18 protein-coding genes and 1 tRNA gene are annotated in these 19,513 nt (G+C 70.1%); 11 read left to right on the top strand and 8 right to left on the bottom strand.

Annotation, left to right across the window (positions count from 1 at the left end):
* Nucleotides 1-128: 128 nt before the first annotated feature.
* On the bottom strand, nucleotides 129-551 hold the full coding sequence (locus ACY0MJ_RS21035; protein ID WP_462640508.1) for a rubrerythrin family protein: 423 nt from the start codon (nucleotides 549-551) through the stop codon (nucleotides 129-131).
* A gap of 242 nt (nucleotides 552-793) precedes the next feature.
* On the opposite strand from ACY0MJ_RS21035, the gene ACY0MJ_RS21030 reads away from it, so the two are divergent.
* The 4 genes from ACY0MJ_RS21030 to ACY0MJ_RS21015 are packed head-to-tail and all read left to right on the top strand — an operon-like array spanning nucleotide 794 to nucleotide 6,181.
* Nucleotides 794-1,411, top strand: a complete 618-nt coding sequence (locus ACY0MJ_RS21030) for a VOC family protein (protein WP_462640507.1) — start codon at nucleotides 794-796, stop codon at nucleotides 1,409-1,411.
* A gap of 27 nt (nucleotides 1,412-1,438) precedes the next feature.
* Nucleotides 1,439-3,163: an FAD-dependent monooxygenase gene (locus tag ACY0MJ_RS21025; RefSeq protein WP_462640506.1), complete on the top strand. Its 1,725-nt coding sequence runs from the start codon at nucleotides 1,439-1,441 to the stop codon at nucleotides 3,161-3,163.
* Nucleotides 3,160-3,348 carry a DUF2783 domain-containing protein gene (locus ACY0MJ_RS21020; RefSeq protein WP_462640505.1) on the top strand — a complete coding sequence of 63 codons (189 nt, stop codon included), beginning with the start codon at nucleotides 3,160-3,162 and terminating at the stop codon, nucleotides 3,346-3,348. The genes ACY0MJ_RS21025 and ACY0MJ_RS21020 overlap by 4 nt, the downstream gene beginning before the upstream one ends.
* A gap of 16 nt (nucleotides 3,349-3,364) precedes the next feature.
* Nucleotides 3,365-6,181 (top strand): valine--tRNA ligase, encoded by a 2,817-nt coding sequence (locus ACY0MJ_RS21015; protein WP_462640504.1) that lies wholly within the window; start codon nucleotides 3,365-3,367, stop codon nucleotides 6,179-6,181.
* 768 nt (nucleotides 6,182-6,949) lie between these two features.
* Here the strand turns inward: ACY0MJ_RS21015 and ACY0MJ_RS21010 are convergent.
* On the bottom strand, nucleotides 6,950-7,963 hold the full coding sequence (locus tag ACY0MJ_RS21010) for an NAD(P)-dependent oxidoreductase (protein WP_462640503.1): 1,014 nt from the start codon (nucleotides 7,961-7,963) through the stop codon (nucleotides 6,950-6,952).
* A 100-nt stretch (nucleotides 7,964-8,063) separates the two neighbouring features.
* Between ACY0MJ_RS21010 and galU the strand changes: the two genes are divergently transcribed.
* Nucleotides 8,064-8,957 (top strand): UTP--glucose-1-phosphate uridylyltransferase GalU, encoded by an 894-nt coding sequence (gene galU, locus ACY0MJ_RS21005; protein ID WP_462640502.1) that lies wholly within the window; start codon nucleotides 8,064-8,066, stop codon nucleotides 8,955-8,957.
* Nucleotides 8,958-8,966: 9 nt separating this feature from the next.
* On the opposite strand, the gene ACY0MJ_RS21000 is transcribed toward galU, so the two are convergent.
* Genes ACY0MJ_RS21000 through cysM form a run of 4 tightly spaced genes read right to left on the bottom strand, consistent with a single transcriptional unit; the run spans nucleotide 8,967 to nucleotide 11,547 of the window.
* Nucleotides 8,967-9,845, bottom strand: a complete 879-nt coding sequence (locus ACY0MJ_RS21000) for a D-hexose-6-phosphate mutarotase (RefSeq protein ID WP_462640501.1) — start codon at nucleotides 9,843-9,845, stop codon at nucleotides 8,967-8,969.
* A gap of 19 nt (nucleotides 9,846-9,864) precedes the next feature.
* Nucleotides 9,865-10,092 carry a sulfurtransferase TusA family protein gene (locus tag ACY0MJ_RS20995; RefSeq protein WP_171563612.1) on the bottom strand — a complete coding sequence of 76 codons (228 nt, stop codon included), beginning with the start codon at nucleotides 10,090-10,092 and terminating at the stop codon, nucleotides 9,865-9,867.
* The gene (locus ACY0MJ_RS20990; RefSeq protein WP_462640500.1) at nucleotides 10,092-10,628 is read right to left on the bottom strand and encodes an NUDIX hydrolase; all 537 of its coding nucleotides are present in this window, start codon (nucleotides 10,626-10,628) and stop codon (nucleotides 10,092-10,094) included. The genes ACY0MJ_RS20995 and ACY0MJ_RS20990 overlap by 1 nt, the downstream gene beginning before the upstream one ends.
* A 16-nt stretch (nucleotides 10,629-10,644) precedes the next feature.
* Nucleotides 10,645-11,547: a cysteine synthase CysM gene (gene cysM, locus ACY0MJ_RS20985; RefSeq protein ID WP_462640499.1), complete on the bottom strand. Its 903-nt coding sequence runs from the start codon at nucleotides 11,545-11,547 to the stop codon at nucleotides 10,645-10,647.
* Nucleotides 11,548-11,590: 43 nt separating this feature from the next.
* On the opposite strand from cysM, the gene ACY0MJ_RS20980 reads away from it, so the two are divergent.
* Nucleotides 11,591-11,677: transfer RNA gene (locus ACY0MJ_RS20980), tRNA-Leu, on the top strand.
* Nucleotides 11,678-12,072: 395 nt separating this feature from the next.
* The gene (locus tag ACY0MJ_RS20975) at nucleotides 12,073-13,173 is read left to right on the top strand and encodes an MraY family glycosyltransferase (RefSeq protein WP_462640498.1); all 1,101 of its coding nucleotides are present in this window, start codon (nucleotides 12,073-12,075) and stop codon (nucleotides 13,171-13,173) included.
* A gap of 24 nt (nucleotides 13,174-13,197) precedes the next feature.
* On the opposite strand, the gene ACY0MJ_RS20970 is transcribed toward ACY0MJ_RS20975, so the two are convergent.
* Nucleotides 13,198-13,527: an H-NS histone family protein gene (locus tag ACY0MJ_RS20970; protein ID WP_462640497.1), complete on the bottom strand. Its 330-nt coding sequence runs from the start codon at nucleotides 13,525-13,527 to the stop codon at nucleotides 13,198-13,200.
* 612 nt (nucleotides 13,528-14,139) lie between these two features.
* On the opposite strand from ACY0MJ_RS20970, the gene ACY0MJ_RS20965 reads away from it, so the two are divergent.
* Nucleotides 14,140-14,319, top strand: a complete 180-nt coding sequence (locus ACY0MJ_RS20965) for a hypothetical protein (protein ID WP_462640496.1) — start codon at nucleotides 14,140-14,142, stop codon at nucleotides 14,317-14,319.
* Nucleotides 14,316-16,439: a hypothetical protein gene (locus ACY0MJ_RS20960; protein ID WP_462640495.1), complete on the top strand. Its 2,124-nt coding sequence runs from the start codon at nucleotides 14,316-14,318 to the stop codon at nucleotides 16,437-16,439. The genes ACY0MJ_RS20965 and ACY0MJ_RS20960 overlap by 4 nt, the downstream gene beginning before the upstream one ends.
* Nucleotides 16,440-16,651: 212 nt before the next feature.
* Here ACY0MJ_RS20960 and ACY0MJ_RS20955 read toward each other — a convergent pair whose 3' ends face one another.
* Nucleotides 16,652-17,578 (bottom strand): SDR family oxidoreductase, encoded by a 927-nt coding sequence (locus ACY0MJ_RS20955; protein ID WP_462640494.1) that lies wholly within the window; start codon nucleotides 17,576-17,578, stop codon nucleotides 16,652-16,654.
* A 38-nt stretch (nucleotides 17,579-17,616) separates the two neighbouring features.
* On the opposite strand from ACY0MJ_RS20955, the gene ACY0MJ_RS20950 reads away from it, so the two are divergent.
* Both ACY0MJ_RS20950 and ACY0MJ_RS20945 read left to right on the top strand, forming a co-directional pair.
* Nucleotides 17,617-18,669: a CDP-6-deoxy-delta-3,4-glucoseen reductase gene (locus tag ACY0MJ_RS20950; protein WP_462640493.1), complete on the top strand. Its 1,053-nt coding sequence runs from the start codon at nucleotides 17,617-17,619 to the stop codon at nucleotides 18,667-18,669.
* A 94-nt stretch (nucleotides 18,670-18,763) separates the two neighbouring features.
* Nucleotides 18,764-19,510 (top strand): polysaccharide biosynthesis/export family protein, encoded by a 747-nt coding sequence (locus tag ACY0MJ_RS20945; protein ID WP_462640492.1) that lies wholly within the window; start codon nucleotides 18,764-18,766, stop codon nucleotides 19,508-19,510.
* The last annotated feature ends 3 nt before the right edge of the window (nucleotides 19,511-19,513 follow it).

Here is a 19,513-nt window from a genome sequence, read left to right as displayed (position 1 = left end):
TGGGGTTCCCGGCGGTTTTTTTGCGGGGGTGTGTGGGTTTGTTGGTGGGGGGGGGGGGGGGGGGGGGGGGGGGGGGGGGCCCCCCCCCCCCCCCCCCCCCCCTCCCCCGGAGGGGGAGGGAGGAAGAATCAGTCGGCCAGCTCGTTGAGCGCCTTGGTGTAGCGGTTCGCGTGCGAGCGTTCCGCCTTCGCCAGGGTCTCGAACCAGTCGGCGATCTCGTCGAAGCCTTCCTGGCGCGCGGTCTTGGCCATGCCCGGGTACATGTCGGTGTACTCGTGGGTCTCGCCGGCGACGGCGGCCTTGAGGTTGTCGCGCGTGCCGCCGATCGGCAGGCCGGTGGCCGGGTCGCCGCACTGCTCCAGCCACTCCAGGTGGCCGTGGGCGTGGCCCGTCTCGCCTTCCGCCGTGGAGCGGAACAGGGCCGCCACGTCGTTCTGGCCTTCCACGTCGGCCTTGTTCGCGAAGTACAGGTAGCGGCGGTTGGCCTGGGACTCGCCCGCAAAGGCGGCCTTCAGGTTTTCTTCCGTCTTGGAGCCTTTGAGTGCTGCCATGGAGATCTCCTTCTGGTGAATGAAGAGGGGAAGCTCGTGCCCCGGCCGGGCCGGGGACGCTGCAAGCGTAATGAGCGCGGGGGGTGGCGTCTAATAGGGTTGCTCAATGCACTCCATTCCCAAGGGCTATTGACGCCGGGGTGTCGATAAATGGTCTTAAGCCCCGCGCCCGGCCGCCTTGGAGCAGCGAGAGCGTTACGGTATAGTAAATGCATTACGCATAGGTAAATACGGAGACTCCCATGGCCGCCGTTCTGAAGGACCCGGGCGCCCTGCCCGCCCCCGCCCCGATCCACCAGCTGCACCACTACGCCTACCGGGCGCGCGACGCCGAGGAGACGCGGCACTTCTACGAGGACATCCTCGGCCTGCCGCTGTACCACATCATCCAGAGCGACTACGTGCCGAGCACGGGCGAGTACTGCCCCTACACGCACTTCTTCTTCCGCCTGCAGGACGGCTCGTTCATCGCCTTCTTCGACCTCGGCGACGACCAGGCCTGCGAACCCTCGCCCAACACGCCCAAGTGGGTCAACCACATCTCCTTCCGCGTCGACTCGATCCAGGCGCTGCAGGACATGAAGGCCCGGCTGGAGGCGCACGGCATCGAAGTGCTGGGCGTGACCGACCACCACATCTTCCACAGCATCTACTTCTTCGACCCCAACGGCGTGCGCCTGGAGCTCACGGCCCAGCTCGCGGACGAGTTCCAGATGCTCGAGGAGAGCAAGACCGCCCATGCCCGCCTGAAGGAATGGACGGCGCGCAAGGAGCAGTGGCGCGCCGACCGCGCCGCGGGCAAGTCGGCCGCGCCGCTGAAACCGCAGCAGAACGACCGCCCGGAGTTCGTGAAGAAGTAAATTCAGGTTCGTCAGGAGGAGACAGACATGGCGGACCGCTACGCCGAGGTGGCCCACACCAACGGCTACGAATTCACGTCGGGCACCGGCTACCAGTTGCCCGAATATCCCTTCCGGAAGCCGCCGGAGGTCGCCTCCGGCCAGCCCGGCCACCACCCGGTCGTGATCGTCGGCGGCGGCTTGAGCGGCCTCACCGCCGCGTGCGCGCTGGCGCAGTTCGGCGTGCCGGCCGTGCTGCTGGACGAGGACAACACGGTGGGCGTGAAGGGCGCGTCCTCGCGCGGCATCTGCTACACGCAGAAGTCGCTGGAGATCTTCGAGCGCCTGGGCATCTACGAGCGCATCGCCGCCAAGGGCATCCAGTGGAGTGTGGGGCGCACCTTCGCCGGCGACGACGAGGTGTATTCCTTCGACCTGCGACAGCAGGGCGCCTTCAACCTCTCCACCCAGCCGCCCTTCATCAACATCCAGCAGTTCTACATCGAGGCCTTCCTCGTCGACCGCATCTACGAGCTGGGCCACGTCGACCTGCGCTGGCGCAACCGCGTCACCGACTTCCGGCAGGACGGCGAGGCCGCCACGCTGTCGGTGACCACGCCCGCCGGCGACTACGAACTGCGCGCCGACTACGTGATCGACGCGACGGGCTGCCACAGCCCCTTCCGCGAGTGGGCCGGCGCCTCCGTCACGGCGAAGAAGGGTTCGGACCGCTGGTGCATCGCCGACGTGCGCTTCAGCAAGCACCCGCCCGTGGAACGCCACACCTGGGTCGAGGCGCCGTTCAACGAGAACCGCGCCGTCTGGCAGCACCTGATGGCCGACAACGTCTGGCGCATCGACTATCAGATGCCGCCCGACTGCGATCCCGCCGAGGTGAGCCGAGAGGACGTCGTGCGCGAGCGGCTCACCCGCCAGTTCGGGCCGGACGCCGAGATCGAGATCGTCTGGGTGGGCCCCTATGCCTACCGCAGCGAATGCGTCGACTCCATGCGCCATGGCCGCGTGTTCCTGATGGGTGACGCCGCCAAGGTCGTGAGCCCCTTCGGCGCGCGCGGCGGCAACACGGGCATCGCGGATGCGGACAACCTCGCGTGGAAGCTCGCCGCCGTCCTGCAGGGGCGCGCCGCGCCGGCGCTGCTGGACAGCTACCACGAGGAGCGCCACGAGGCGGCGAAGCAGAACGTGCTGGTCACCAGCCGCACCACGCGCTTCCTGCGCCCCGCCAATGCCATGGAGAAGCTGTTCCGCGACGCGGCGCTCAGCCTGGCGCGCAAGCACGCCTTCGCCCGCCAGTTCGTCAACACCGGCCGCATGGCGGTGGCCAATCCCTATACCCGCTCCAGCGCCTGCGAGGCCACGGGCGGGCTCTCCGTGCAGAACGTCGCCTTCGCCTGGCCCGACGGCAGCCCGGGCACGGTCAACGACCTGCTGCGCTGGGCCGGCGGCAACCTGCTGGTGCTGGTCTTCGGCGCCACCTCGCCCGCCGCGCTGGCGCGGCTGCAGGGCCTGGCCGGGACGGCGCCGGTGCGCTGCGTGCAGGTACTGGGCCCCGACGACGCCCCCGGCGCCCTGGAGCACGTGCGCGATCCGCAGGGCCACCTGCAGGGCGCCTGCCACGTCTTCGGCCATGCCTGGGCGCTGGTGCGCCCCGACAGCTACGTGGCCGCCACGGGCGAGAGCGTCGACGCCTCGCTGGTGCATGCGGTCGGCCGCGCCCTGGGCGCGTCCCTGGAAGAGGAACCCACCGCATGAAGACCACCCTGAACCAGGTGGACGCCGACGCCTTCTACGAGCAGCTGCTGGACGCCCACGAAGGCCTCGACGAAAAGCAGTCCGCGCTGCTCAACGCCCGGCTGATCCTGCTGCTGGCCAACCAGGTCGGCGACCCCAAGGTGCTGAAGGACTGCGTGGAAGCCGCCCGGCAGCTGCCTGCGTGAACCTTAAAATCCCGGGGTGAGCACCGAACAACCCGGGCTGAACAGCCTTTCCAAGTCCTTCGAACCGGCCGCCCTCGAGGCGAAATGGGGCCCCCTGTGGGAACAGCGGGGCTATGCCCGCGCCGGCTGGCGCGGCACCGGCGAGGCGAAGCCGGGCGAGCCGTCCTTCGCGATCCAGCTGCCGCCGCCGAACGTGACGGGCACCCTGCACATGGGGCACGCGTTCAACCAGACCATCATGGACAGCCTGGCGCGCTACCACCGGATGCGCGGCTTCAACACGCTGTGGGTCCCCGGAACGGACCACGCCGGCATCGCCACGCAGATCGTCGTGGAGCGCCAGCTGCAGGAACAGGGCACGAGCCGGCACGACCTGGGCCGCGAGGCCTTCGTGCGCAAGGTCTGGGAGTGGAAGCAGAAGTCGGGCAACACCATCACCACGCAGATGCGCCGCATGGGCGACAGCGTGGACTGGTCGCACGAGTACTTCACGATGGACGAGAAGCTCTCGAAGATCGTGACGGAGACCTTCGTGGCGCTGTACCGGCAAGGCCTGATCTACCGCGGCAAGCGCCTGGTCAACTGGGACCCGGAGCTGAAGACGGCCGTGTCCGACCTGGAAGTGGAGAGCGAGGAGGAAGACGGCTTCCTCTGGCACATCCGCTATCCGCTGGCCGACGGTTCGGGCAGCCTCACCGTCGCGACGACGCGGCCGGAAACCATGCTGGGCGACACCGCCGTGATGGTGCATCCGGAGGACGAGCGCTACCAGCACCTGGTCGGCAGGAAGGTGAAGCTGCCGCTGACCGACCGCGAGATCCCCGTGATCGCCGACGAATACGTCGACAAGGCCTTCGGCACCGGCGTCGTGAAGGTCACGCCGGCGCACGACCCCAACGACTACGCCGTCGGCCAGCGCCACGGCCTGCCGATGATCGGCGTGCTGACGCTGGACGCGAAGATCAACGACAACGCGCCCGCTGCCTATCGCGGGCTGGACCGCTTCGACGCGCGCAAGAAGGTCGTGGCCGACCTCGAGGCGCAAGGCCTGCTCGTCGAGACGAAGAAGCACAAGCTGATGGTGCCGCGCTGCGCGCGCACGGGGCAGGTGGTGGAGCCCATGCTCACGGACCAGTGGTTCGTGGCCATGACCAAGGTGAGCGACCAGGACCCCACGGGCAAGTCGATCGCGCAGAAGGCCATCGACGCGGTGTCCAGCGGCGCGGTGCGCTTCGTGCCGGAGAACTGGGTCAACACCTACAACCAGTGGATGAACAACATCCAGGACTGGTGCATCTCGCGCCAGCTCTGGTGGGGCCACCAGATCCCGGCCTGGTACGACGAGGACGGCAACGTGTACGTCGCCCGCGACGAGGCCGACGCCCAGGCGCAGGCGCCGGGCAAGAAGCTCACGCGCGATCCCGACGTGCTGGACACCTGGTACTCGTCGGCGCTGGTGCCCTTCTCCACGCTCGGCTGGCCGGCGAAGACGCAGGACATGGACTTGTACCTGCCGTCCACCGTGCTCGTCACCGGCTACGACATCATCTTCTTCTGGGTCGCCCGGATGATCATGATGACGACGCACTTCACCGGCCAGGTGCCCTTCAGGCACGTCTACATCCACGGCCTGGTGCGCGACTCGCACGGCAAGAAGATGAGCAAGTCGGAAGGCAACGTGCTCGACCCGGTCGACCTGATCGACGGCATCGCGCTGCCGCCGCTGCTGGAGAAGCGCACGACCGGCCTGCGCAAGCCCGAGACCGCGCCGCAGGTGCGCAGGAACACCGAGAAGGAATTCCCGGAAGGCATCCCGGCCTACGGCGCCGATGCGCTGCGCTTCACCTTCGCGGCGCTCGCGACGCTGGGGCGCTCGATCAACTTCGATTCCAAGCGCTGCGAGGGCTACCGCAACTTCTGCAACAAGCTCTGGAACGCCACGCGCTTCGTGCTGATGAACTGCGAGGGCCAGGACCTCGCCGAGCAGGAGGCGACGCTCACGTCCGCGGACCGCTGGATCATCTCGCTGCTGCAGAAGGCGGAAGCCGAGGTCGCGCGCGGCTTCGAGGAATACCGCCTGGACAACGTCGCCAACGCGATCTACCAGTTCGTGTGGGACGAGTACTGCGACTGGTACCTCGAGATCGCCAAGGTGCAGATCCAGGCGGGCGACGCGGCGCAGCAGCGCGGCACGCGCCGCACGCTGATCCGCGTGCTGGAGGCGATCCTGCGCCTGGCCCATCCGGTCATCCCCTTCATCACCGAGGAGCTGTGGCAGAAGGTCGCGCCGGTGGCCGGCAAGACCGGCGAGTCGGTCAGCGTGGCGCCCTACCCCGTGTCGAATGCCGCGAACGTGAATGCCGAAGCCGAAGCCTGGATGGCGCGCCTGAAGTCCGTGGTGGACGCGTGCCGCAACCTGCGCGGCGAGATGAACGTGTCGCCCTCCACGCGCCTGCCGGCGTACGTGCTGGGTGACGCGGCGTTCATGCGCGAGGCGGCGCCGGTGCTGCAGGCGCTGGGCAAGCTGAGCGAAGTCCGCGTGTTCGACGACGAGGCCGCATGGGCGGCCGCGGCTAAGGCAGCGCCCGTGGCGGTGGTGGGGGATGCCCGCCTGTGCCTGTACATGGAGATCGACGTCGGGGCGGAAAAGGCGCGTCTTTCGAAGGAAGCCACGCGGCTGGAAGGCGAGCTCGCGAAGGCGAACGGCAAGCTGGCCAACCAGGCTTTCGTCGCGAAGGCGCCGGCGGCGGTGATCGAGCAGGAGCGCAAGCGGATCGCGGATTTCGGGGCGGCGCTGGAGAAGATCCGGGGGCAGTTGCAGCGGTTGGGGTGAAAGCTGGGGTTCGCTTCGCTCACCGCCAGCCTACCTGGGCGGGTGGGGGCAAGCGGTGGGGTTCGCGTCGCTCACCTCCCGCCGACCTGCGGTCGTCGCCACCCTACGCAGCTGGGGTTCGCTGCGCTCACCACCAGCCTACGGGGCCCGGATGTTGGCAGACGCCACCGGGGCCGCGACGCGGATGTCGGTCGGATGTTCGTAGGCTGGCGGCGGCCGCAGGCCGCCGGGCGGTGAGCCGCAGGCGAACCCCAGCAACGCAACGGCGGCCGCGACGCGGATATCGCCGCGGATGTTCGTAGGGTGGCGACGGCCGCAGGCCGCCGGTCGGTGAGCCGGAGGCGAACCCCACCGATGCCACTCCGGACCGTGACGCGGATGCGGGTGCGGATGTTCGTAGGGTGGCGGCGGCCGCAGGCCGCCGGACGGTGAGCCGAAGGCGAACCCCACCGATGCCACCCCGGACCGTGACGCGGATGCGGGTGCGGATGTTCGTAGGGTGGCGGCGGCCGCAGGCCGCCGGGCGGTGAGCCGAAGGCGAACCCCACCGATGCCACCCCGGACCGTGACGCGGATGCGGATGCGGATGTGCGTAGGGTGGCGGCGGCCGCAGGCCGCCGGGCGGTGAGCCGAAGGCGACCGAGCGCTGCTCATGCAGCGCGTAGTCTGGGGCGAAGGCGACAGCCGAACCCCAGTCACCCCACCGACTGCACCCGACCTCGTAGGCTGGCGGTGAGCCGCAGGCGAACCCCAGCACCCCCGCGAAACCTACCCCGCCGGCGGCAACGACGCCGGCTGGCTCTCCGGCGGCGCGATCGAATCGAGCCCCATCGACGCGCTGATGATCGAATCGAACCCCGAATGCCGCGGCGCGCTCAGCGTCTCGTGGATGCGTTGCGCCACATACCAGCTGGCCCGCACGCGCGACTCGCGCGTGTAGGAGCCCAGGCGCGGAGTCAGGAACAGGTTCCGCTGCTCGTGCAGCAGCGTGCCGCGCGCGGCGAAGCCGGACTCGGCGCCATCGAGCATCGCGGCCTCGATGCGCCCGTCGGCCAGCGCCCGCGCCAGCGCGTCGGCGTCGAACAGCGAGCTGCGCGTCGTGCCCACCCAGACCTGGCCGGGCTTGCAGTGCGCGAGCACCTTGTCGTTGAGGAACTGCTTGTAGCGCGAGGCGTACAGCACCTGCACCGTCACCGCGTCGGAATGCGCCATCAGCTCCTGCAGTCCCACGGGCTGGATGCGCAGCCGCTCCCACATGGAGGACGTGCGGTGCACCGCCGGGTCGTAGCCGATCAGGCGCGCGCCCAGCGCGTGCAGCATCTGCGCCAGCGCGTGCGCGGAGGGCGCGAGGCCCAGGATGCCGATCACGCTGCCGTGCAGTTCGCGCCCGAGCGTCGCGGGCGCGTGGCGCTCGCCCTTGAGCGAGGTGCCGATGCCGCGGCGGAACAGCAGCAGCAGGGAGGCCAGCACGTATTCCGCGTTGGAGCGCACATGCGCGTTGGCCGCCTGGATCACGCGGATGCGGCGGTCGCGGCAGGCCTCGAGGTCCATGTTGTCGGTGCCCACGTGCATGCGCGCGAGCGCGCGCAGCACCGGCGCGAAATCGAGGAATTCGCGCGTGACCATCAGCTTGCGCGGCAGCACCAGCGCCTGCACGTTGTACAGGTGCTTGCGCAGTTCCGCGGGGTCCTGCGCCAGTTCCGGCCGGTAGGCCACCTGGTGCCGGGCTTCCAGCCAGGCCTGCGCGTCGGGGACCAGGCGCTCGAGCAGAAGGATTTCCAAGACGGGCTTTCTCGGGTTCACCGCGGGCATCGCTTCTTCAGCAAAATGTCCCGATCCGGTGCCTTGCGGCACACTCTAGCTACAACTTCACGGGCGGTCGATGAAAAAGTTCACACATGTTAACAAAGCTGTCTTCCCCGTCGCCGGCCTCGGCACCCGGTTCCTGCCCGCCACCAAGGCGCAGCCCAAGGAGATGCTGCCGATCGTCGACAAGCCCCTGATCCAGTACGCGGTGGAGGAGGCCTACGACGCGGGCATCCGCCACATGATCTTCGTCACGGGCCGCAACAAGCGCGCCATCGAGGACCACTTCGACACCGCCTACGAACTGGAAAGCGAGCTGGAGGCGGGCGGCAAGGAGGAACTGCTGGAGCTGGTGCGCACGCTGGCGCCCACCGACATGGACTGCTCCTACGTGCGCCAGCCGCGCTCGCTCGGCCTGGGCCACGCCGTGCTGTGCGCGCGGCACATCGTGCGCGACGACCCCTTCGCCGTGCTGCTGGCCGACGACCTGATGATCGGCCGCGAGGGCGGCCCCGGCGTGCTGGCGCAGATGGTCGAAGTGTTCCGGCAGGTGCAGAACTCGGTGCTGGCCGTGCAGGAAGTGCCGCTCGACCAGGTCAGGCGCTATGGCATCGTCGCCGGCACGCCGGCAGGCGAGCGTCTGGTGAAGGTCGAGGCCATGGTGGAGAAGCCCGCGCCCGAGCAGGCGCCCTCGCGCCTGGGCGTGGCCGGCCGCTACGTGCTCACGCCCGCGGTCTTCGACCGCATCGCGAACCAGCCCCGGGGCAGCGGCGGCGAGATCCAGCTCACCGACGGCATCGCGCAGCTGATCGCCACGGAGGGCGTGCACGCCTACCGCTACGAAGGCAAGCGCTACGACTGCGGCAGCAAGCAGGGCTTCCTGGAGGCCTCGGTCGAATTCGCGCTCAAGCACCCGGAAGTGGGCCCCGCCTTCCGCGACTACCTGCGCTCGCTCGACCTCTCTGCCTGAGCGCGGGCCTCAGTCGCTCGCGTGCGCCGGGTCGAACCCCGGCGAATCCAGCAACTCGATGCGTTGCATGCCGCGCCAGGTCTTGCCGGGCGCCAGCGCCACCGGCACGTGCACCACGGCGGCCTCGATGCACAGCATGCGCAGCCAGTCGTCCCGCGGCATGTCGCCCAGGCGCGCTGCCTTCTCCGGCCCGGGGTTCCACGTCACCGCGTCCGCGAACCCCTGGTGCACGATGCGCCGCGGCGGCATGCCGCCGCCCTCCAGGTGCAGCGGCCCGGGCACCGCGCGGTACATGCGGTCCACCTCGCCGGCGACGGTGAGCTCCGCCTCGGACTGCGTGTGCAGCGCGCCGCCGGCCGCCTGGTCCTCGTACTGCAGCCCCTGCAGCCCGCGCACGCGCGCCGTGCGCACGTCCTGCACCGCCAGGTAGGTGTGGATGGCGCCGGTGAACGCATAGGCCGTGCGCCCGGTGTTGGCCGCCTGCAGGTGCAGCTCCAGCCAGCCGGGCCCCAGGCGCACCACCAGCACGAGGCAGAAGGCCTGGTCCCACAGCGTGGAGGTCATGGCGGAGTCGAGCTGGAAGCGCGCCTCGGCCACCTGCGCGTGCGGCGTCGGCGGCGTCACCAGCTGCCAGCGGCGGTTGCGCGCGAAGCCGTGCTTGGGCAGCGGCCCGCGGTCGGAGAACTGGGGAAAGCAGATCGGCGCGCCGCCGCGCACCGAGTGGCCCGGCGCCGGATGCGACAGCGGGCTGTGGTAGACCTGCTCGTCCTCGCCGGCCGGCCGCCAAGACAGCAGCTGGCCGCCGTACAGGCTCACGGCCGCCTGGTCGCCCGACGCGTTGCGCACCGGGACCAGCAGGTCTTCGTCGTGGGAGGCGGCGGTGTGCACGTTCGCCCCGGTGCGTGGATCAGCGGCGGCGCAGCACGTGGATGAACTCGTCGCCCACCGTCTGCTGCTCCACCAGCTCGTTGCCGGTCTGCTTCGAGAAGGCCTGGAAGTCGCGCAGCGACCCGCCGTCGGTGGAGACCACCTTCAGCAGCTGCCCGCTCTGCATGTCGGTCAGCGCCTTCTTCGCCTTGAGGATGGGCAAGGGGCAGTTGAGCCCCCGGGTGTCGATTTCCTTGTCGATCTGCATCACTTCTCCTCGGCGGGCCGGGGGAACTCCATGTACTGCGGTTCCACGCCGCGGCCGCGCAGCCAGTCCGCGAGCGCGTGGCCCGTGCCCGCGGGCCAGCAGCGCACCTGGTCGTAGGCGAACAGGCGGTAGTCCACGAGCTCGGGCGACAGCTTCACCTCGCCTTCGCACTCCGCATGGTAGGCGATGATGACCTGGTTCATGCGCTGGAAGTCGTAGACCCCGATGAGGGAAAGGGAGCGCGCGCGCAGGCTCGTCTCCTCGGCGATCTCGCGGGCGATGCCGGCCTCGGGCGTCTCGCCGGCCTCCATGAAGCCGGTGATCAGCGCGTACATCTTGTGCGTCCAGGCGGCGTTGCGCGCGAGCAGGATGCGGTCGTGGTACTGCACCACGGCCGCCAGCACCGGCGTCGGGTTGTTCCAGTGGGTCCAGCCGCAGGCGGGGCAGCGCAGGCGCTGCTTCGTGCCGCCGTCCTCCTCCTGCGCGATCCACGCCAGCGGCGTGGCGCACTGCGGGCAGAAGCGGTAGTCGCTCATCGCGCCTGCGCGGTCCTCACGCGGGGAACACGCCGGTGGAGAGGTAGCGGTCGCCGCGGTCGCAGACCACGAAGACGATGGTGGCGTTCTCCACCCGCTGCGCGACCTGCTGCGCCACCCAGCAGGCGCCGGCGGCGGAGATGCCGCCGAAGATGCCTTCCTCGCGCGCGAGGCGACGGCACATGTCCTCGGCGTCCTCCTGGCTCACCGGCACGAGCTCGTCGACGGCGCTCGGGTCGTAGATCTTGGGCAGGTATTCCTCGGGCCACTTGCGGATGCCCGGAATGCGCGAGCCCGGGGCGGGTTCGGCGCCGACGATGCGCACCTGCGGGTTCTTCTCTCGCAGGTAGCGCGACACGCCGGTGATCGTGCCCGTGGTGCCCATCGCACTCACGAAGTGCGTGATGCGCCCGCCGGTCTGCTCCCAGATCTCGGGGCCGGTGGTCTCGTAGTGGATGCGCGGGTTGTCGGGGTTGGCGAACTGGTCGAGCACGCGGCCCTTGCCTTCGCGCTGCATGTTCTCGGCCAGGTCGCGCGCGTATTCCATGCCGCCGCTCTTGGGCGTGAGCAGCAGCTCGGCGCCGAAGGCCTTCATGGTCTGCGCGCGCTCGATCGAGAGGTCCTCCGGCATGATGAGCACCATGCGGTAGCCCTTGACGGCCGCCGCCATCGCGAGCGCGATGCCGGTGTTGCCGGAGGTGGCCTCGATGAGCGTGTCGCCGGGCTTGATCTCGCCGCGCTCCTCGGCGCGCGCGATCATCGAGAGCGCCGGCCGGTCCTTCACGGAGCCCGCCGGGTTGTTGCCCTCCAGTTTGCCCAGGATCACGTTGCCGCGGCGGGCGTTCTCCGCCGCGCCGATGCGCTGCAGCGCGACCAGCGGCGTCCTGCCGATGGTGTCCGCTATCGTCGGGTATTGCATGAACGTCACTGTGCCATAATTTCCAACCCCTCCTCTCCCCGCTGCCGGAGTGGCGAAATCGGTAGACGCAGCAGACTCAAAATCTGCCGGTGGCAACACCGTGCCGGTTCGATTCCGGCCTCCGGCACCAGCGCCCGCGTTTGCTCGGCTTTCCTGGAAGACAAGTACCGCAAGGTGCGTTTTCGTTTCCGCGAAGGCACCTCTGCAGCGTGGCTGCGCGCGCACCCTCACCCCGGCCCTCTCCCGCGAGCGGGAGAGGGAGAACTGCGCTGACTTGCTCCCTCTCCCGCTTGCGGGAGAGGGCGGGGGTGAGGGCCATCGCCCATCGATACGCATGAGTTCTCACCCAACGCGACATTGCAGATAGCCGAGTTGCTTTCCCCCGAATGGTCGCGCACACGCATGCGATTCGCGTGCGAGCGTTGCTTTTCGCGCCCCACGGCTTCGGATTCGCGACCTACACTCCAAACCCCGCGCGGCACCCGCGTTGCGCGGAACGTGCGTTGCAGGAGAGGGAACCCGGTGTTGTCTTCGCATTCCTCGCTGGCCATTGCCGCAACCATGCTCGTGTCCTTCGTGCTGGCACAGGCGCTCGTGTGGAGCACGCACAAGCATGGCCGCCTCGCGATGGACCTGCCGGGCGAGGTGCAGAAGTTCCATTCGCTTCCCACGCCGCGCGTCGGCGGCATCGGCATCTACATCTCCGTGACGGCCGCATGGCTCCTGCTCCCCGGCCTGCAGGAGAACGCGCTGCTCGCCACCGTGCTGCTCGCCGGGATGCCCGCGCTGATCGTGGGGCTCACCGAGGACGTGACGCGGCGCGTCAGCGTGCGCACGCGCCTGGTCGTGACGATGGCGAGCGGCGGCCTCGCGGCGCTGTGGACGGGCCTGGGCCTCACGCGGGTCGACATTCCGCTCGCCGACATGGTGCTGTCGTACTGGCCGGTCGCGGTGCTCTTCACGGCCTTCGCGGTCGGCGGCGTCGCCAACGCCATCAACATCATCGACGGCTTCCACGGCCTCGCGAGCGGCACGGTGATCATTTCCTCGATCGCCCTCTCGGCGATCGCACTGTCCTACGGCGACGTGCCGCTCGCCACCGTGGCGCTGGTGCTCGCCGCGTCGGTCGCCGGCTTCTGGCTGGTGAACTTCCCCTGGGGCAGGCTGTTCCTCGGCGACGGCGGCGCGTATTTCTCCGGCTTCGCGCTCGCGTGGCTGTCGGTGGAACTGCTGGCACGCCACCCGCAGGTGTCTCCCTGGGCGAGCGTCCTGCTCTGCGGCTACCCGACGATCGAGGTGCTCTACAGCGTCGTGCGCCGGAGCAAGCGGCGGCTGTCGCCGGGCCAGCCGGACCGCCACCATCTCCACAGCCTCGTGGCCACGCAGGTGGTGCAGCCGCGCCTGCGCATGCTGCAGCCGCCTTTCAGCAATGCGGCCGTCTCCGTGATCATGTGGGTGTGCGCCATCGTGCCGGTGGTGCCCGCCGTGCTGTACAGCAACCGGGGCGACCTCCTGCTGGCATGGCTCGCGCTGTGCGTGGGCGCGTACCACCTGGCGTACCAGCGCGTCGCGGCGACGGCCGGCGCGGCCAAGTTCGTGGAACAGCGGGTCGACGCGCACGGCTGACGCGAGCGCGCCAGCCCGCCGCGCTCAGCGGCCGTTCTTGACGGCGAATTCCTCCAGGTCGCGGCCCTGCTGCAGGGCCTGCACGACCCATTGCGGCTTGCGCCCGCGCCCGCCCGACCAGGTCTCGCCATTGGGGCCGCGGTACTTCACCACCGGCTTGGCGGCCGGCCTGGGCCGCCCGCTGCCGCCGGGGCCGCCGGGCCGGGCCAGTCCCAGGTCCGCCGCCGTCAGGCCATACAGCGCGATCTTCGCCTTGACATCGGCAATGGCGTCCGCGATTTCCTGCTCGCGCATCCGCTCGGCTTCGGCCATCAGCTTTTCGGCCTGCTCTTTCAATTCGAGATAAGTCGCCACGGAGATTCCTTGGATGGGATGCGGCGGATTATGCAGAAAAGCCGGCCGGGCCCCGTCGCCGACGGCCGGGCGCGGGCATGGATCGCACGCTTGCGGCACCCCGGCGTTTGACGCATTCTTTCGGCCCAACTCCTGGGGATCGCCATGTCCCTCCTGTCCTCGGCGCGCCGCGTCGCCGGCGCCCTGGCCTTCGCCGCGCTCTGGAGCGCTCCCGTGCACGCGGCGGACCCGCCTGGCGGCGGCGACCTCGAGGCGGTGACGCGGGCACTGCAGGCCGCGATCCTCGCCGAGATGCAGCAGACGGGCAGCACGCGCTCAGGGCGAGAAGGTCGAGACGCTGGAAGGCTTCTACAAGAAGCTGTGGGCGCGGGGCGACCCCGAGAGCGAGGTGCGGCTCACCGTGCTGCACGGCGCGGACATCGTGCAGGTGACGGTGAAGGCGACGGACCGCATGAAAACCCTGCGTCCGCCGGCGGGCATCTAGCGGGCGGTCCCGCCAGGGTTGTCCAGTCTGCTCCGGCTTCGTCCGACAGCGCCTCCGGATAAAACCTGACAGGGAGCCGCGCCGCAGTCCTTAGCCTTGGCACTCGACGCAGAAAGCGGGGGATGGGCATGACGGCGGAATCTCCAGGCACGCAGCAAGGGCCCTCGGGCTTCGCCCGGTGGTGGCCGTGGCTGCAGGTCGCGGCCATCGCGCTCCTGCTGCTGCTGCTGTCCGAGCTCGTCTGGCTCTGGCAGACCTGGCCCGTGCGCGAACTGCTGCAGCCGGCCGCCACCACGGGGCGGCCATGACGGCGGCACGCCTGCGGCAGGCCCTCGCCTCGCGCAACTGGCCGCTGATGGCCGCGTGCGCGCTGCTGGCCGCCTGGGGCATCGGCATCCTGGTGGCGGCGGTGCAGCTCGATGGCTGGCGCCAGGAACTCACCCGCACGCTGGTGCAGCTCAATGCCGACGCGCGCTTCCGCGCCCGCGCGCACGACCGCGAGTCGGTGGACCCGGAGTGGTACCGGCGCAAGGCGCTCGCGCTGCTCTCCGCCAGCGAGCGCCTGCAGCAGGACGCCGCCTGGAGCCTGTTCATCCCCGGCTCCTGGGGCCGCTTCGACGCGCTGGAGGAACAACTGCAGGCCCGCCTGGAAAGCGAGTTCAGCGACATCGTGGTGGAGACCGTCCGGCGCGAGCTCTACGCGCGCGCGAGCCGGCTCACGGGCGTGCCGCTGGTGCGCGGCTCGGGCGAGCTGCAGGGCGGCGTGGACTGCCAGTCGCCGCTGCCGCAGAACCTGGAGCGGCGCCTCACCTCCTCGGCCGAGGACCTGCCCGAGTTCGCCGCTGCGGCCGATTACGTCGTCTCCGTGCAGCAGCTGGACGAGGCGGTGCAGTCCTTCCTGTCGCTTCACTACAGCGGCGGCGAGCCCGAGCAGCTGCGCCGCCTCGTCGCGTACACGCTGGGCCGCCAGTTGCCCGGCCGGCTCGCCGGCGCCGTGCGCATGTTCCAGGCGAGCGACGAAGTCACCGTGCAGCCGGCGCTGATGCAGGCGCGCCTGCAGTGGGCGACGCGCTGCGCGCTGATGAAGGCGATGGGCGCGCTGCACACGCGCCTGCTGAACACCAACGACCTGTTCGCGCTGGAGCAGGGGCTGGTGGAGCGCAGCGCAGGCCTGTTCGAGGCTTCGACCCGCGCCGGCCCCTTCGACCGCACGCTCGAGCGCTATCGCGCGGTGCACGCCCTGCTGGACGACCAGGACGCGCTGCTGGCCAAGGGCCGCAACGAATGGATGCGGCAGGCCACGCTGCAACTGGGCGGCGCCTACCAGCAGGTGCTCAAGCGCATCGCCCAGACGCGCCTGCTCGGGCCGGAAGCGCTCGACCAGTTGCAGCAGCAGTCCGGCGCCGCCTTCGCCGAGTTCCGCCGGCAGTTCCAGCTCGCCTTCGGCACGCGCGACGACCCGGGCATCGTCTGGGTCGACGAGGAGCAGCGTTTCGCGCTGTCGCCGGACCGCACGGCGCTGCGCAAGGGCCTGGACGCGCTGCTGAAGACCTCGTTCATGGCCGACGCGGCCGCGGCGCAGGCCGCCGGCCGGGACACGCCCAGCCTCTCGCGCGTGCTGCAGGACGCGCGGGCGCTGGCGCAGGAGCGCGAGCGCGTGCGCGCCGAGATCCTTCCGGTCTTTCCCGCGGGCGCCCAGCCGGCGGTCGCGCGCGTGATCGACGCGCGCGTGTCCGAACTGATCTACCAGCGCGCCTATCGCACGCTGAAGGCGGCGCTGCCGCCGGAGCCGAACACGCCGCTGGACCCGGCGGCCTTCCGGCAGCACCGCGCGCAGGTGCTGGCGCTGCAGGCGGTGCTGAAGGACACGGGCGGCGCCGGCTTCGGCGAGCGGCTGGTCGCCACGCTCGACGGCGAGCTGCTGCGCCGGCTCGCGCTGCTGCAGGAGGAGTGGGAGCGCCAGCCGCTGCAGTCCGCGCGCGACTTCGCGTGGTGGCACGGCGAGCCGCTGCCGCTCGCGCAGTTGCTGGGCGCCGGCGAGGCCGGCCCGGTGGTGCCCGCCTTCAGCCGCACGGCGGTGCGTCTCGAGCTGCTGGTGCAGCAGGCCCGCTCGCTGCTGGACCTGGGCAGCCCCGCCCTGCCGAACGATCCGGCCGCCGCGCGCTGGTTGCAGCTGCAGTCGGAACTGGAACGCTACACGGCGCGCTCCTCCAACAGCAGCCTGCTGCGGCTGGAACGCTACGTGTCGGCGCTGGGCGCCGACCTCAAGCGCGACAACTGCACCGAACGGCTCGCGGCGAACGCGCCCGCGCCGGCGTACGACGATGCGATCGCGCAGCGGCACGTGCAGTTGCACCAGGCGCTGGCGAAGCGGTGCGAGGAGTTGCGGGCCGAGGCGGTGACGCCGGCGCCGACGATGGCGCAGTGAGGGGGTGGGGCGGTGGGGTTCGCTGCGCTCACCGCCACCCTACGAAGGCTGGTTGGTGGAATGCGTTGCTGGGGTTCGCTGCGCTCACCGCCAGCCTACGAAGGCCCGTACACCACGATCCGCGGCAAGGTATCCGTAGGCTGGCGGTGAGCGCAGCGAACCCCAGCTCACGACCCGTAGGGTGGCGGTGAGCGCAGCGAACCCCACCGCCCCTACGGGCGCAAGCCCTTGTCCACCGTCGGATAGCGAAGGCGCAAGCCAAGCTCCTTCTTCAAGCGCGTGTTGTCGAGACGCCGCGACTCCCCCATGAACGACAGCAGCATCAGCGGCAACTGCTCCTGCGCCACGCTGCGCGCCACGCGCGGCGGACGCGGCAGGCCGTAGAGGTTCGCCGCCAGGTCGAAGTAGTCGCCCATCTTCAGTTCGCTGTCGTCGCTCGCGTTGTAGGCGCGCTGGGGCCGCCCGCGCCACAGCGCCGCGATCAGCGCGCGCGCGAGGTCGTCGGCGTGCACGTGGTTGGTGTAGACGTCGTCCTCGCGCGCCAGCACCGGCGTGCCCTTCAGCAGCCGCTCGCGCGGTGTACCTCCGGGACGATCGGGCGCGTAGATGCCCGGGATGCGCAGCACGCTGGCGCGCACGCCGCTCGCGCGGCCAAAGAAGCGCACCTGCCGCTCCGCATCGGCGCGCCGCTGCGCCCGGGGCGTGCGCGGGGAAAGCGGGCGCGTCTCCGCCACCCGCTCTCCCCCGCAGTCGCCGTACACGCCGCTCGTGGAGGCATACACCAGCGCCCGCGGCGGCGTGCGCAGGGCGAGCGCGCGCAGCAGGGCCTGCGTGCGCCGGTCGCGCCACCACTGTTCCTGCGGGTCGCCGGGCGGCGGCGCGAGGTGCAGCACGGCCTCGCCGAGCGCGGCCAGCCGCGCCAGCGTCGCGGGCGCATCGAGGTTGCCCACCAGCGGGACGATGCCGCGCGCGCGCAGGAGCGGCACGCGCTGCGGGTCGCTGGTGAGCGCGAGCACGCGCACGCGCGGCGGCAGCGCCCGCGCGACGCGCAGTCCGACGTCGCCGCAGCCGGCGATGAGCACGCGCAGCCGGCGGAAGCGGCCGGGCAAGGCGCCGAGGGGGTTTTGGTTTGAAGGCAAAATCGCTTGGAACGAGAACTCGAGAGGATAACCAAAGCATGACTGCCGCCTCGGCCGGCGCCGGCCCCTTCCAGATCACCGTGCAGCCCAGTGGACGCACGTTCACGACGGAGCCGGGCGAAGCCATCCTCGCGGCCGCGATCCGCCAGGGCATCGGCATGCCCTATGGCTGCAAGGACGGCGCCTGCGGCTCCTGCAAGTGCCGGAAGCTCGAAGGCACCGTGGTGCACGGCCCGCACCAGAGCAAGGCCCTGTCGCCGGAGGAAGAGGCCGCCGGCCTGGTGCTCACCTGCCAGGCCGTGCCGCAGACCGACGTCGTGCTGGAGTCGCGCCAGGTCACCGACGAGAGCGCCTTCCCGGTGCGCAAGATGCCCTCGCGCGTGAGCTCGCTCGAGAAGGTGTCGCACGACGTCATGGTGGTGAAGCTGCAGCTGCCGGCCAACGACACGCTGCGCTACCACGCGGGCCAGTACATCGAATTCATCCTGCGCGACGGCGCGCGGCGCAGCTACTCCATGGCCAACGCGCCGCACAACGGCCCCGGCGTCGAACTGCACATCCGCCACATGCCCGGCGGCAAGTTCACCGACCACGTGTTCACGGCCATGAAGGAGAAGGAGATCCTGCGCGTGGAAGGCCCCTTCGGCAGCTTCTACCTGCGCGAGGACTCCGACAAGCCGATGATCCTGCTCGCCTCGGGCACGGGCTTCGCGCCGATCAAGGCGCTGATCGAGCACCTGCAGTTCAAGGGCATCCAGCGCGAGGCCACGCTCTACTGGGGCGGCCGCCGCCCGTCCGACCTCTACATGGATGCATGGGTGCGCGAACGCATGGCCGAGCTGCCGGGCCTCAAGTACGTGCCGGTGATCTCCAACGCATTGCCGGAAGACAACTGGACCGGACGCACCGGCTTCGTCCACAAGGCCGTGATGGAAGACTTCCCCGATCTCTCGGGCCACGAGGTCTACGCCTGCGGCGCGCCCATCGTCGTGGACTCCGCGCGCGCGGAGTACGCGGCGCAATGCAAGCTGCCGCCGGAAAGTTTTTTTGCCGACTCGTTCACCAGCGAGGCGGACAAACACGGATCCTGAGCGCAAAGCCCACTCAAAACCCGATGACTTCCCTAGAATCCGCTTTCTTTTCGCGGAGGGAAGCATGTCTCCGAACACGCATCGCCATGTGCTCATGGCCGCGTTGCTGCTCGCGTCGACAGCAGTCCTGGGCCAGTCCGCAACCGAAGTCAGCTCGACAACGCAGGTGCCCCAGGCAGGCACCGGCGTGTTCCGCCCGCTGGGCGCCGCGCCCGAAGACGCGGCGAAACCCTCGCAATCCCCGCAGCAGCCGACGCCCGTCTTCAGCATCGGCAAGGAATACCGCGTCGGCCCGAACGACCTGCTCGACATCGAGGTGCTCGACCTCGAGAACGGCAAGCGAACGGTCCGGGTGAATGCCGCGGGCTACGTCACGCTGCCGCTGATCGGCGCGGTGACGGTCGCCGGCCTCACGCAACAGGAAATCGAGACGCACGTCGCCAGCCTCTATGGCGAGAAGTACCTGCAGAACCCGCAGGTGTCGGTCTTCATCAAGGAGTTCACCACCGAGCGGATCACCGTGGACGGCGCCGTCGCCAAGCCCGGGATCTATCCGCTCGTCGGCCAGATGACGTTGCTGCGCGCGCTCGCGCTCGCCGGCGGCTTCGGCCAGATCGCGGATGCGCAGAAGGTCAAGCTCTTCCGTCAGGGCGACAACGGGCAGCGGCAGGTCGCGACCTTCGACGTGGATCGCATCCGCGCCGGCAAGGACCCCGATCCGCCCGTGCTCGGCGATGACCTGATCGTGGTGCAAAGGGACTCCGCGCGCGCGGTGTTCAAGGACTCGATCTTCCGGGACATCGTCGATTCGATCAACCCGTTCTCCGTGTTTACGCGCTAAGCT

This window comes from Ramlibacter sp. bp-362, assembly GCF_054956735.1.
Note: the sequence above shows the minus strand (reverse complement) of the source record. Positions and strands in the feature narration are given on the sequence as shown.